We start from the raw sequence: 12102 nt of genomic DNA, 5'->3' as shown, positions 1-12102 counted from the left end.
ACGGTACCGGATCGCTCAGGCGATGAGGCCCCGTTCGCGGGCCGCCGCGACGGCGGCGGTGCGACTGTCGACCTCGAGTTTCGTGAACGCGTGCACGAGATGCGACTTGACGGTGGCCTCACTGACGAACAACTGCTTGGCGATTGCCCGGTTCGACAACCCTTGGGCCACGAGCCCGAGCACCTCGACCTCTCGCGCGCTCAGGTCGGCGCGGGGCTGCTGCATCCGCCGGTACAGCCGCTGCGCCACGTCGGGATCCAGCACGGTCTCACCGCGCGCCGCGGCGAACACCGAATCGATCAGCACCTGCGGGGCGGTGTCCTTGAGCAGATAGCCGGACGCGCCCGCCTCCACCGCCCGCAGGATGTCGGCGTCGGTGTCGTACGTCGTGAGCACCACGACCCGCGGCGGCTCGGGCATCGCGGTGATCTGCGCGGTCGCGCCGGCGCCGTCCATACCGGCGCCGAGCCGCAGATCCATCAGCACCACATCGGGTTTCGCGGTCGCCGCGAACGCCACCGCCTCCTCGCCAGACGACGCCTCGGCCACCACCTCGACCTCCTCGTGCGACGCCAGCAATGCGCGCAGGCCGGCACGCACCACCGGGTGGTCGTCGACCAGCAGGACCCGGACCGCGCTCACGCCGGCCTCCCGACGGGAAGTGTTGCGGCAACAGCGGTTCCGTCGCCGGGGGCGGACTCGACGACCAGTGTGCCGCCGAGCTCGGCGAGCCGATCCCGCATCGCGCGCAGACCGAACCCGCCCGCCTCGCGCTGATCGAACCCGACACCGTCGTCGACGATGTCGAGGCGGACCTCGTCGCCCGCATAGCTCAGCGTCACCCGGACGCGCTGAGCCTGCGAGTGCAGGCGCACGTTCGCGAGCGCGCTCTGCGCGACCCGCAGCAGAGCCACGTCGTAGTCCATCGAGAGCGCGGCCGACTCGCCGTCCGTGAGCAGTTCGCCGGCGATGCCGGTCTGGTCGGACAGTTGTTCGAGCAACCGGCTCAGCGCCGATTCGAGCGGCGCCGACTCGAGGGCGGCGGGCGCGAGCGCGGCCACCACGCGGCGGGCCTCGACGAGGTTCTGCTGTGCCGTATCGGCGATCTGAGTGAAGATCGGCGCGGTCTCGGTGCCGCGCAGACCAGCGCGCGCCAACAGCAGGATCGACGAGAACCCCTGCGCGAGGGTGTCATGGATGTCGCGGGCCAACCGCGAACGCTCGGAGAGCGCACCGGATTCCCGTTGCAGCGCAACCAGTTCGTCCTGCGCCCCGAGTAGTTCACGATGAGCCTCGGTGAGCTCGTCGACCAACACCTGCCGCTCCCTCGCCTCACGTACCAACTGCTCGTACACCATCGCCATGCCGGCGGCGACCGCCGCTCCGATCAGGGGTCCCAGGATGGACGCCATCGTGTTGGACACACCGTGCCACAGGCTCGCCCCGATCGACACCGCCGTCAGCGCCGCCGTCGCCCCGAGCGCCTGCGGGATCGACAGCAGGTGGAAGCACAGGAAGAACAACGCGAACGAGAGCCACACGAAGTCGGGGTTCGAGGCCACCAGCACCAGCCAACCGATGACGAGGATTGCGAGCCACACCCGCCCCGATGCCTTGTCCGCTTTGCCGCCACCCCGGCCGCGCTCGACGAAGAAGACCCCGCACACGTACCACCCGAGTTCGGCGATCGCGAGCACCACGATCCACCAGCCGTGGGTGCCCTGAGAGGCGATGACCCGTCCGACGCCGACCGCGAGCAACAACACGAACAGCAGGTGCGCGCCGATCCGCATCGCGCGCAGCACCGGGGCGACACCGCCCGGGTGGTACACGTCAGAGGTCTGCATTTCACTCACGCTAACACCGCCGATGCAGCGTCTGCCGCCTCGGACGGCCATCTCCAACTTTCGATGGACCGAGGATGTCAACCGATGTGCGATGCCCCGACCCCTCACTCCACGCGAAGGTGGATGACATGTTCCTCAGTATTCGAGATCTCCGCTTCGCCAAGGGCCGATTCACCATCATGAGCTCGGCCCTGTTCCTGATCTCCCTGATGGTCGTGATGCTGTCGGGGCTGACCGCAGGACTGGGTAACCAGTCGATCGCCGCGGTCCAGCACATCGGCGCCGACAACTTCGCGTTCGGTGCACCTGCCGAGGGGCAGTCGCTGTCGTTCGGTGAGTCCACGGTCACCGAGCAGCAGCGCGACGCCCTGGCCGCGACGCCCGGTGTCGACGAGGCCGCCGTCGTCGGAATCGCACCGGTGCGGATCAGCACGAACGGCCGGGAGGTGGCCGCCTCCGCCTTCGGTGTGGACGGCGGGTCCTTCGCCGCCCCCGTCCCGCTCGACGCCGGATCGGCTGCCGTCGACACCGACCTCGCCAAGGACAACGGGTGGACCGTGGGCAGCCGAATCACCATCGGCACAGAGACATTCACGATCACCGCGCTCGTCGACGAGTCCTTCTACAGCCACCAGCCGGTGGTGTGGATCGACCACGAGATGTGGACGCAGTTGCCCTCCGCGGGCGGCAGCGACGGCACCGTCGTCGCCCTCCGCACCTCGGGCGGGTTCGACGCCGACGGCGCCGCCGCGGCGACCGGCACGTCGATCACCGACGAGAAGGGTGCCCTCGACGCGATCGGCTCCTACACGTCGGAGCGGGGCTCGCTGCTCCTGATGCAGGCGATGCTGATGACCGTCAGTGCCCTCGTGGTCGGTGCGTTCTTCACCGTCTGGACCATCCAGCGCAGCCAGGACCTGGCGGTCCTCAAGGCGGTCGGCGCATCCACGAAGTACCTGCTCAAGGACGCCCTCGGCCAGTCACTGATCGTGCTGGTGCTCGGCGCCGGCCTCGGCACCCTCGCCGCGGTGGGCGTCGGTGCGATCGCATCCCAGTTCGTGCCGTTCACGCTGACCCTGTCCGGCACGCTCGTCCCGTTCGTCGCGCTGATCGTCATGGGCATGGTGGGCGCCACCGCCGCCCTGGCCCGCATCGTCTCGATCGACCCGCAGTCCGCGCTCGCGACCGCCCGCTGAGCCGGCCTACAACCCCGAAAGGACCCCCATGAGCATCGACCTCCGCGACATCGTCCTCACCTACCCCGACGGCGACACCCGACTGCGCGTCCTCGACCAGGTGAACCTCCACGTCGATCGCGGCGAACTGGTCGCCGTGACCGGCCCGTCCGGGTCCGGCAAGTCGAGCGTCCTCGCCGTCGCCGGGCTGCTGACCTCGCCCGACTCCGGCACCGTGACGATCGACGGCACCGACGTCACCGGCCTCGACCGCGCGGCGCGCACCGATGTCCGGCGCGAGAAGCTCGGCTTCGTGTTCCAGCAGTCGAACCTGCTGCCGTCCCTCACCGCCACCGAGCAACTGCAGATGATCACGCATCTGAACGGCGGGTCGGTCCGGGAGAGCCGTCGACGCGCCCGGGACCTGCTGAGCAGCCTCGGCCTGGAGGGCCAGCTGGACCGACGCCCGAATCAGCTCTCCGGTGGCCAGCGTCAGCGCGTCGCGATCGCCCGCTCGCTCATGAACGACCCCGCGGTGCTGCTGGTCGACGAACCGACATCGGCTCTCGACGAGGAACGCAGTCGGGAGATCGTCGCGCTGCTGGCCGACCTGAGCCGGGAGCGCTCGGTCGCGACGGTGATGGTGACCCACGACCTGAACCAGCTCGACCTCGTCGACGCGGCGTACGAGATGCACAGCGGGCGGCTGCGGCCCCGGGCTGTCCCCGCGGCTACAGGAGCTTACTGAACTGGTCGTTCGCCTTCTGCATGACGAACTCGTACGGCGGCGCGAACTTGCGCGCCCACCAGTAGCCGAACCGGACGTCCGGGGACGTGTACACGAGGAAGCGGTTCTTCTCGATCCCCGAGAGGATGCAGGCGGCCACCTTCTCGGGGGTGACCGCGCGCTTCTCGAACCGGCGGGTGAGCTTCTCGATCCGCGGATCGGAGCGGTCCACCCCAGCGATCTGCACGGTGCCCACAAGGCCCGTGCGGACTCCGCCCGGGACGACGAGGCTCACCCCGATGCCGTGGCGCTTGAGGTCGAACCGCAGCACCTCGGACACGCCTCGCAACCCGAACTTGCTGGCGCTGTACGCGGCGTGCCAGGGCAACGCCAGCAGGCCGGCCGCCGACGAGACGTTGACGAGGTGCCCGCCCCGTCCGGCGGCGATCATCGGCGGCACGAAGCACTCGATGACGTGGATCGGGCCCATCAGATTGACGTCGACCATCGACTTCCAGTGCCGGTGCTCGAGGTTCTCGACAGTGCCCCACGCGGAAATCCCTGCCACATTCATCACGATGTCGAGGCTGCCGAACTGATCGTGGATCTCGTCCGCGAAGGCGGTGACCGCCTCGAAGTCGGAGATATCGAGGGCGCGGGAGAAGCTCACGGTGCCCCCGGCCCGGCCGATGTGGGCGGTGGTCTCCGCCAGCCCGATCTCGTTGACGTCGGTGAGGAACACGTGCGCGCCGCGCGCCGCAGCGGCGATCGCGGTGGCCCGGCCGATCCCACTGGCAGCCCCGGTGATCAGGCACTTCTTACCGTCGAACGTCGTGATCGCCATCGCGTGCTCCCCCACCTTCGCCGATCGGTTCGGTCCGTGTCGGCAGTGTACGTGGCGCACGCCACTTTCCGCGCTCGACGACTTCCGGCACCGAGGATGTGCGGCGCCGGAGTTGTGGGGACGAGGCCTACAGGCGTTGTGTCATCTCGTCCTGGTAGTCGCGGATGGTCTTCTCGATCCCGTCCGCGTCCTCGGGACGACCGTGCCTGCGCGCGTCGTCCGCCCGCTCGCGCAGCACGCGAATCGCCCGGCGCAATTCGTTGTCGCTCATTCTGCGGTCCATGAGTCCCAGTTTCCCCGCAGGCACTCACATTTTCCAGGTTCCGGCGACACCGGACCGACATCGTTACCCCGAATCGAGGCAACGAGCTATCACGAGGTTATTCACATGCCAACCCCTCGTTCCACCGTCTCGAACGGGGCAGCGAGTCGGTCTTCCGAACAGTCGACCAATCACTCTCAACGAGCTACCCGCCGGTTATTCCCGGTGTTACTATCTTCGCGATGTCTGACTTCGCCGCACGGCTCAACAAGCTCTTCGACACAGTTCATCCCCCTGGCAGGAAGCCGCACACCAACGCCGAGGTGGCGAACGCCCTCTGCGCCGACGGCCACCAGATCTCGAAGCCGTACATCTCCCAGCTGCGGTCGGGGCAGCGGTGCAACCCGTCGGACGAGACCGTCGCCGCATTCGCGAAGTTCTTCAAGGTGAAGCCGGCGTACTTCTTCAACGACATCTACGCCGCAAAGGTCGACCACGACCTCGAGTTGCTGGCCCAACTGCAGGGCTACGGGCTGCGCAGGCTCGCTACCCGCGCATTCGACCTGTCCGAGGAATCGCAGGCACTGCTCACCACGCTCGCGGAAAAGCTCCGTGCCGCGGAAGGACTCCCGGAGATCCCGCCGGACGCGTCGCGCTGAGCTGAGTATCGATTCGCGCCGGAGTCGAGGAACAGGTTCCATCGACGCCGGCGCGAATGATCGTCTACGGGCGCGTCAACTCAGCGAACCGAACGCTCCCGAGAGCGAACCCGGCGATTCACTCACGGGCCGTTCGGATGCGATCGCCAGACTGTGCCACCCCCCTGCCGCAATGTTTGTGTAGACCCTTCCGGACGGCAAAGCCGGCACCGTCGACTGGCCGACACCGTTGGCGCCCCACGCGACAATCTGGCCACCCGACGTCAGCGCAAGCGAATGCGCGAAGCCACCCGCAGAGACCGCAGTGAACCTCTGACCGGCCGGCGGCGCCGACACCATTGTCTGACCGTCGCCGTTGAAGCCCCATGCAACGACCTGGCCACCGGACGTCAAAGCAAGCGAATGCGCATTGCCGGCAGAGACCGCAGTGAACTTCTGCCCTGCCGGCGGCGTGGGCACACTCGTCTGGCCTTCCCGGTTACTGCCCCAGGCAACCACCTGACCATCCGATGTCAGCGCCAGCGAATGCGCATAGCCGGCAGAGACCGCAGTGAACTTCTGCCCCGCCGGCGGCGCCGGCGCTGTCGCCTGACCCTCGTTGTTCATACCCCACGCAACCACCTGCCCCGCAGACGTGAGCGCAAGCGAATGGACACCACCGGCGGCGACAGCGGTATACCGCTGTCCTACAGGCGGTGCCGGTACCGTCGTCTGGCCGTACTGACCGTGACCCCAGGCGACCACCCATCCATTCGACGTGAGCGCGACCGAATGGACACCGCCCGCAACGACGGAAGTGAACGTCTGCCCCGACGGAAGCACCGGCACCGTCGCCTGGCCGTAGTCATTGAGACCCCACGCCACGACCTCACCACCGGACGTCAGGGCCAGCGAGTGATAGGAACCCGCCGAGACGGCGGCAAACGTCTGCCCCGACGGCGCAGCCGGCACCCTCACCTGACCCTCGCCATTTGCGCCCCAGGCAATTACGGCACCACCACTGGCAGAGATCGGGGCTCCGACGGGTGCTGCGACGGACGGCGCGGCGAGGGCCAGGCACGCGGCAGCGGCGAGGGGTACGAGCAGGGCGGTTCGAGCCCGCCGCGACACCCGCGGCCGCCCCCTCCCCAACAACTCGGATAGCGATGAAAGCACGGTTCTCGGCTCCTTTCGAAGGCAGATCGTCGAGACGATGTGGATCTGCCGCCGAGTCTGGCTGCCTCCGCTTGGTGGATTCTTTGCGTTCTCTAGGCGCACACGCTCGGCACAACGCCCTGGCTCGCCACATAGCAGAAAACCCTGCTCACCGGATACGGTGAGCAGGGTTTCTCGTGGTGGAGCTGAGGGGAATCGAACCCCTGACCTCTTCGATGCGAACGAAGCGCGCTACCAACTGCGCCACAGCCCCGAATCACGGTCCCGCTTTCGCTGACCGCTCGGAAACTGTAACAGGCGATGACCCCGGAGAACGAATCGCCTGGTCAGCTCACATGATCGACGCAAAGAAAGAGGCGCCCGGTCACCGTGTGTGACCGGGCGCCCAGCGCTCTCGACGGCTCGCGCCGTCACATCCCCGATGCCCGGCGCATTCCGTCGCCGCGGTAACCGTCGTAACCACGCCGGTCGCCGTAGTCCTCCACCTCGGCGTCGTAGTGCTCGAGATGGTCGAACGCCGGATCCCCGTCGTCGACCTCGAGCACCACCGCCCCGGGACGACGGAGCCGCGACGGCACGAGGCGCAGTTCGTCGTCGGTGTCGGACTCCACACCCAGGCGGGAACGGCCCAGCCGCGCCATCCGACGCCGACGGATCTCCTGCTCGAGGTTGACCTGGCGCCGCAGGTACGCCATGTAGCCCACGAGTCCGCATGCCGCGAGCGCGAACACCCACCACAGGACGGCGCTGACAGCCACTGCAAGCGCCGCGGTGAGAATCGCCGCGAACACGAGTCCCAGCACGGTGCGCTGCCGGAACCGATAGCGCGCCGCACGCGCAATGGCGTCGGCCTCGGGGTCGAATCCGCCCCGGCCGCGCCGATTCGGAACAAATTCCCCCGCGGAACCGCGCTCACGGTCCATCTCGTCATCCATCATTTCGGAGTCGGCGTGAACATCCATTCGGTCCTCCGCGTCTGTGCCGTACATGTCGTCGTCGCCGTGTGTGTCGCTGCTCTGCGATGTCGGCCCGTGATGCCAGTTCGGATCACTGCGATGCCCCGCCGCGGGACCACGTGCCGGCCTGTCCGCGCCTCCCCGGAACAGCACTCGAGTGGCGAGCGCCGCATCCGTCGTCTGCCGAATTCGAGGCCGCTTGCTCACAAGCATCGGAACAAGGACGAACAGCCAGACGGCTACCAGCGCGATCCAGATGATCGAGGAACTCGGCATACCGGCGACCTCCTCCCATTCGTCTACCAGCACGGATGACGCTCTTGACCCGTTCAGCGTAGTGGCATCCGCGCTCCCATCCTCGCAGACGCGCCGACTCAGCTTTCGCAGGTGTCACACCCGTCACTCGATTATCACCCCTCGAGAGGGAAATTGCAGACTCGAGATTCAGGGGCGGCGCCCGCCTCGCCCCGTCCCGGCGCTCCAGACCGCTCGGGTCGCCACCTCGCACCGCCAACACCGCCGGACAATTCCGGCGATTCGCGCGAATACCGGAAACGACACAATTGGGCGCCGAAGCCGAATTGTTAGCTTTTCTTTATCAAATTTGAGAAAACTAGTCGCCAAAATCTTACGCGCCAGTGATCGAGAACGAATACTGCACACGGGACGCCCGACGCGGGAGTCGTACCAACCTGCCCGAGGCCGGTTTGCGCCGGTCGCGAACAAACGAAGACGAGGAATTCCTATGCTCGTGAATCACCAGTCTTTCCTTCGCCGCAAACTCGCACGCTCCAGCACCGCCGTCATCGCCGGGGCCGCGGCTCTGACGCTCACGGTGTCCGTAGGTTCGGCCGGCGCCGACGTCGCGTACCAGGACGACACATCCGCCCACACCACCAGCTTCGACGGCTGGGAACTCCACATCGACCAGACCGGCCAGTCCATCAACAGCGTTCCGCCGCTGTCCGGGAACCAGTTCACTCGCGACATCTTCGCCAGCGGCCGCTCGCTCGCGACCGTCAGCGGCAACGGCAGGTCCCCCTACACGGGCGGCGTCCTCGAGGTCGGCTACCAGATCGGCTACCAGGCGGATGTCTCCAACGGCGCCGTGATCACCGGCAACGCCGGGATCACGCCCGGTGCGGTGTACATCCCCGAGCAAGCGGAGACGCTGATCCTCGCCGCCGATCCCAACGTCCCGCCGGTCGTCGAACTCTTCAACGGTCAGGCCCTCGAGTTGGGCGTCGAGACACCGGTGGAGGGCAATCTGTCGACGCAGATCGCGCCCGGCACCATCGCGACGGTCCCGGTGCAGAAGAAGGAATGCAAGTCCAACCAGTGCGCGATCACCCTCCGGGACGTCCACCTCGAGGTCAACCACGCCCTGGGGTCGGTGTCGGTGCGCTCGTACGCGCTGTTCACCGCCTCCACGGATGTCGCCGACGACGTCGTCGTCAGCTACGGGCCCCCGGTCATCGTCTGAGGTCGGCCGAGCGGCCCCGTCGGCAGTCGGGCACCGGCGGGGCCGTTCTTCGTCCTCCGACGTAGCGGCCGGGCCGAACTACGCCCAGTCCGCGCGACCCTCACGCACCAGCCGATCGGACACCGACCCCGGCACCTCCTCGACCGTCATCGCCACCAGCAGATGATCGCGCCACTGACCGTCGACGTCGAGATAGCGGCGCAGCAACCCTTCCTCGCGGAACCCGGCATGTCGGAGCACCGCCTGGCTCGCCAGATTCTCGGGCCGCACCGTGGCCTCCACCCGATGCAACATCATCGGCCCGAAGCAGTGGTCCAACCCGAGCCCCAGTGCCGCTGTTGCGACCCCCTGCCCGCCGACTTCCTTGGCGACCCAGTAGCCGATCCACGCCGAGCACAGCGCCCCGCGCACGATGTTGCCGACCGTGATCTGACCGCAGAAGCTGCCGTCGAGCTCGATGGCCATCGGTAGGATCCGCCCCTTGCGGGCCTCCGAACGAAGACTCGAGCACAGTCCCGGCCACGCCGTGATGTGGTGCCGGTCCGCCCACGGCGCCTGCCCCGTCGGCTCCCACGGTTCGAGGTGTTCCTGATTCTCGATACGCAGCCGGCTCCACACTGCCGCATCCCGCAACCGGATGGGACGCAGCGTCACTCGCCCGGCCGGCACCCGCAGCGGGCCGATCCGGGCGGGCCAACCCGGATGCACCGACATCGAGCGTTCAGCCCCGCTGCGCAAGGAACGCGACTTCCACCTGTTCGCCGGGATGGATCTCGGTGACCTCCGGCTCGACGAGAACCAGGCAGTTGGCCTCGGCGAGCGTCGCGAGCAGGTGCGACGACGCGCCCGGCGCACCCCCGAGGGCCTGGACGAGGTACTCCCCCGTCGACTCGTCGCGCATCAGCTGACCGCGCAGAAAACCCTTGCGGTTCGCGATGGACGTGATGGGGCCGACGGTCCGCGCAGTGACGATCCGGCGCATCGGCTGGCGGCGTCCCAACGCGATCCGGATCAGCGGCCGGACCATGACCTCGAACACGACCAGGGCACTCACCGGGTTGGACGGCAGCAGGAACGTCGGCACCTCGTCGCGTCCGAGCTGTCCGAATCCCTGCACCGAACCTGGATGCATCGCCACGCGCTCCACCTCGAGGTTCCCGAGGTCGGCCAGCGCGTCACGGACCTCGTCGGAGGCGCCGCCGCCGACGGCTCCCGCGATCACGACGATCTCCGAGCGGATCAGCTGCCCCTCGACCACCTCACGCAGGCGTCGCGGATCCATCGTCGCGATGCCGACCCGATTGACGTCGGCGCCGGCGTCGCGGGCCGCGGCCGCGAGCGCGTACGAGTTGACGTCGTACACCTGGCCGGGTCCGGGGGTCCGGTCGACGTCGACGAGCTCGCCGCCGACGGAGATGACCGACAGGCGCGGCCGCGGGTGCACCAGAACCTTGTCGCGGCCGACCGCGGCGAGCAGTCCCACCTGCGCGGCACCGATGATCGTGCCGGCGCGGACGGCGACGTCGCCCGGCTGGACGTCGTCGCCCGCGCGTCGGACGTAGTCGCCGGACCGGACCGGCTTGTAGACCTTGACGCGGGCGTGCCCGCCGTCGGTGCGGTCCATCGGGAGCACCGCGTCCGCCAGTGTGGGCAGCGGCGCGCCCGTGTCGACCCGCACCGCCTGACGCGGCTGCAGCCGGATCGGCTGCCGCGAGCCCGCCGTGACTTCGCCGACGACCGGCAGCGTCAGCTCGGTGGGCTCGCCGTCCTCACCGCGGATATCGGTACCCGCGGCGAGGACGTCGACGCTGCGCACGGCATAGCCGTCGATCGCGGCCTGGTCGAAGCCCGGCAGGGGCCGTTCGGTCACCACTTCTTCGGCGCACAGCAATCCCTGTGCCTCGGAGATCGCGACCCGGACGGGCCTGGGCGCGACCGCGGCAGCAGTGACTCTCGACTGCTGCTCCTCAACCGAGCGCATGTGGTTCCTCGTCCTCCCGACCCTGTCGACCCGACCTGTACCTACCGGCGACTACTCGCCGGACGGCTGCTGGAGACGGTCGGTCAGCCACTCACGCAGAGACGGGCCGTACTCCTCGCTGTTCAACGCAAAGTCAACCGCAGCACGCAGGTAGCCGCCGGGATTTCCCAGATCGTGTCGAGATCCGCGGTGGACGACGACGTGAACGGGATGTCCCTCCTCGATGAGCAGGGCGATCGCGTCGGTGAGCTGAAGCTCACCACCGGCGCCCGGAGTGATCCGGCGCAGCGCGTCGAAGATCGCCCGGTCGAGCAGGTAGCGGCCCGCGGCCGCGAACGTCGACGGCGCGTCCTCCATGGCCGGCTTTTCGACCATGCCGGTGACCTTGAGGACGTCCGGGTTGGTCGTGTCCGGCACGGTCTCCACCTCGAACACACCGTAGGCGCTGACCTGGTCCTTGGGTACGTCGATCGCGCAGAGGACGGTGCCACCACGCTTGGCCCGCACCCGGGCCATGGTCTCGAGCACACCGCGCGGCATGACGAGGTCGTCGGGCAGGAGTACGGCGATCACGTCCTCGTCGTTGTCGAGAACAGCTTCGGCGCAGCCGACCGCGTGGCCGAGGCCCAGCGGCTGTTCCTGAACGACGGACTCCACCTCGAGCAGCCCCGGGGCCTTCCGCACCTTCTCCAGAAGGTGGTACTTGCCGCTGGCTTCGAGCTTGCTCTCGAGGACGAGGTCCTCGACGAAGTGGGCGACGACACCGTCCTTGCCCGGTGAGGTCACGATGACCAGACGGCTCGCCCCGGAGTCGGCCGCCTCTCCCGCCACCAATTCGATGCCGGGGGTGTCGACCACCGGGAGTAACTCCTTCGGCACGGTCTTCGTCGCAGGTAGGAACCGGGTTCCCATACCCGCAGCGGGAACGACCGCCGTCCGAAAGCACCTGTTGTCATTGGTGACGGCTTCTGTCATAACTCACCACCCTATCCACCGGCCCCCGCGGCCGGTCG

13 protein-coding genes and 1 tRNA gene are annotated in these 12102 nt (G+C 68.1%); 4 read left to right on the top strand and 10 right to left on the bottom strand.

Features of this window, described 5'->3' with window-relative positions; all coding sequences use genetic code 11:
* Positions 1–15: 15 nt before the first annotated feature.
* Both ABTV10_RS06375 and ABTV10_RS06370 read right to left on the bottom strand, forming a co-directional pair.
* Positions 16–642, bottom strand: coding sequence for a response regulator (locus tag ABTV10_RS06375; RefSeq protein ID WP_499033303.1), 627 nt, complete (start codon positions 640–642; stop codon positions 16–18).
* A complete protein-coding gene (locus ABTV10_RS06370; protein ID WP_499033301.1) occupies positions 639–1847 on the bottom strand; it encodes a sensor histidine kinase in 1209 nt (402 codons plus the stop codon). Before ABTV10_RS06370 ends, ABTV10_RS06375 begins: the two co-directional genes overlap by 4 nt.
* Positions 1848–1975: 128 nt before the next feature.
* Here ABTV10_RS06370 and ABTV10_RS06365 point away from each other — a divergent pair, with 128 nt between their 5' ends.
* Entirely contained in the window at positions 1976–3043 is a 1068-nt protein-coding gene (locus ABTV10_RS06365) for an ABC transporter permease (protein WP_499033300.1), read from the top strand.
* Positions 3044–3071: 28 nt separating this feature from the next.
* Positions 3072–3770, top strand: coding sequence for an ABC transporter ATP-binding protein (locus tag ABTV10_RS06360; RefSeq protein WP_499033299.1), 699 nt, complete (start codon positions 3072–3074; stop codon positions 3768–3770).
* Here the strand turns inward: ABTV10_RS06360 and ABTV10_RS06355 are convergent.
* Together ABTV10_RS06355 and ABTV10_RS06350 are read right to left on the bottom strand one after the other, a co-directional pair.
* Positions 3754–4593: an SDR family oxidoreductase gene (locus tag ABTV10_RS06355; RefSeq protein ID WP_499033298.1), complete on the bottom strand. Its 840-nt coding sequence runs from the start codon at positions 4591–4593 to the stop codon at positions 3754–3756. The two genes, ABTV10_RS06360 and ABTV10_RS06355, sit on opposite strands and share 17 nt — an antisense overlap.
* 127 nt (positions 4594–4720) lie before the next feature.
* Positions 4721–4864, bottom strand: a complete 144-nt coding sequence (locus tag ABTV10_RS06350) for a hypothetical protein (protein ID WP_433610800.1) — start codon at positions 4862–4864, stop codon at positions 4721–4723.
* A gap of 233 nt (positions 4865–5097) precedes the next feature.
* Here ABTV10_RS06350 and ABTV10_RS06345 point away from each other — a divergent pair, with 233 nt between their 5' ends.
* The gene (locus tag ABTV10_RS06345) at positions 5098–5514 is read left to right on the top strand and encodes a helix-turn-helix domain-containing protein (RefSeq protein ID WP_433610798.1); all 417 of its coding nucleotides are present in this window, start codon (positions 5098–5100) and stop codon (positions 5512–5514) included.
* A 75-nt stretch (positions 5515–5589) separates the two neighbouring features.
* Here the strand turns inward: ABTV10_RS06345 and ABTV10_RS06340 are convergent, their stop codons facing one another.
* The 3 genes from ABTV10_RS06340 to sepX all read right to left on the bottom strand — a co-directional run bounded on the left by ABTV10_RS06340 (position 5590) and on the right by sepX (position 7901).
* Complete coding sequence (locus ABTV10_RS06340; protein ID WP_499035147.1) at positions 5590–6465, bottom strand: RCC1 domain-containing protein; 876 nt, start codon at positions 6463–6465, stop codon at positions 5590–5592.
* A gap of 381 nt (positions 6466–6846) precedes the next feature.
* Positions 6847–6922, bottom strand: a tRNA-Ala gene (locus tag ABTV10_RS06335).
* 157 nt (positions 6923–7079) lie between these two features.
* Positions 7080–7901: a divisome protein SepX/GlpR gene (gene sepX / locus ABTV10_RS06330; protein WP_499033297.1), complete on the bottom strand. Its 822-nt coding sequence runs from the start codon at positions 7899–7901 to the stop codon at positions 7080–7082.
* A gap of 469 nt (positions 7902–8370) precedes the next feature.
* On the opposite strand from sepX, the gene ABTV10_RS06325 reads away from it, so the two are divergent.
* The gene (locus ABTV10_RS06325; protein ID WP_499033296.1) at positions 8371–9108 is read left to right on the top strand and encodes an MspA family porin; all 738 of its coding nucleotides are present in this window, start codon (positions 8371–8373) and stop codon (positions 9106–9108) included.
* A 78-nt stretch (positions 9109–9186) separates the two neighbouring features.
* On the opposite strand, the gene ABTV10_RS06320 is transcribed toward ABTV10_RS06325, so the two are convergent.
* Genes ABTV10_RS06320 through ABTV10_RS06310 form a run of 3 tightly spaced genes read right to left on the bottom strand, consistent with a single transcriptional unit; the run spans position 9187 to position 12064 of the window.
* Complete coding sequence (locus ABTV10_RS06320) at positions 9187–9822, bottom strand: GNAT family N-acetyltransferase (RefSeq protein WP_499033295.1); 636 nt, start codon at positions 9820–9822, stop codon at positions 9187–9189.
* A 7-nt stretch (positions 9823–9829) separates the two neighbouring features.
* Positions 9830–11089, bottom strand: coding sequence for a molybdotransferase-like divisome protein Glp (gene glp / locus ABTV10_RS06315; protein ID WP_433610790.1), 1260 nt, complete (start codon positions 11087–11089; stop codon positions 9830–9832).
* A 51-nt stretch (positions 11090–11140) separates the two neighbouring features.
* Positions 11141–12064 (bottom strand): UTP--glucose-1-phosphate uridylyltransferase, encoded by a 924-nt coding sequence (locus ABTV10_RS06310; RefSeq protein WP_433610788.1) that lies wholly within the window; start codon positions 12062–12064, stop codon positions 11141–11143.
* Positions 12065–12102 lie beyond the last annotated feature (38 nt).

The sequence above is a fragment of the Paraburkholderia sp. RHO2 genome (assembly GCF_050955445.1).
Lineage (GTDB): Bacteria > Actinomycetota > Actinomycetes > Mycobacteriales > Mycobacteriaceae > Prescottella > Prescottella agglutinans_A.
Note: the sequence above shows the minus strand (reverse complement) of the source record. Positions and strands in the feature narration are given on the sequence as shown.

What these genes read in the sequence shown, in the direction of transcription:
- ABTV10_RS06370 (WP_499033301.1), bottom strand. Translation starts at nt 1,847, where the DNA reads ATGCAGACCTCTGACGTGTACCACCCGGGCGGTGTCGCCCCGGTGCTG.
- ABTV10_RS06365 (WP_499033300.1), top strand. Translation starts at nt 1,976, where the DNA reads ATGTTCCTCAGTATTCGAGATCTCCGCTTCGCCAAGGGCCGATTCACC.
- ABTV10_RS06360 (WP_499033299.1), top strand. Translation starts at nt 3,072, where the DNA reads ATGAGCATCGACCTCCGCGACATCGTCCTCACCTACCCCGACGGCGAC.
- ABTV10_RS06355 (WP_499033298.1), bottom strand. Translation starts at nt 4,593, where the DNA reads ATGGCGATCACGACGTTCGACGGTAAGAAGTGCCTGATCACCGGGGCT.
- ABTV10_RS06350 (WP_433610800.1), bottom strand. Translation starts at nt 4,864, where the DNA reads ATGAGCGACAACGAATTGCGCCGGGCGATTCGCGTGCTGCGCGAGCGG.
- ABTV10_RS06345 (WP_433610798.1), top strand. Translation starts at nt 5,098, where the DNA reads ATGTCTGACTTCGCCGCACGGCTCAACAAGCTCTTCGACACAGTTCAT.
- sepX (WP_499033297.1), bottom strand. Translation starts at nt 7,901, where the DNA reads ATGCCGAGTTCCTCGATCATCTGGATCGCGCTGGTAGCCGTCTGGCTG.
- ABTV10_RS06325 (WP_499033296.1), top strand. Translation starts at nt 8,371, where the DNA reads ATGCTCGTGAATCACCAGTCTTTCCTTCGCCGCAAACTCGCACGCTCC.
- ABTV10_RS06320 (WP_499033295.1), bottom strand. Translation starts at nt 9,822, where the DNA reads ATGTCGGTGCATCCGGGTTGGCCCGCCCGGATCGGCCCGCTGCGGGTG.
- glp (WP_433610790.1), bottom strand. Translation starts at nt 11,089, where the DNA reads ATGCGCTCGGTTGAGGAGCAGCAGTCGAGAGTCACTGCTGCCGCGGTC.
- ABTV10_RS06310 (WP_433610788.1), bottom strand. Translation starts at nt 12,064, where the DNA reads ATGACAGAAGCCGTCACCAATGACAACAGGTGCTTTCGGACGGCGGTC.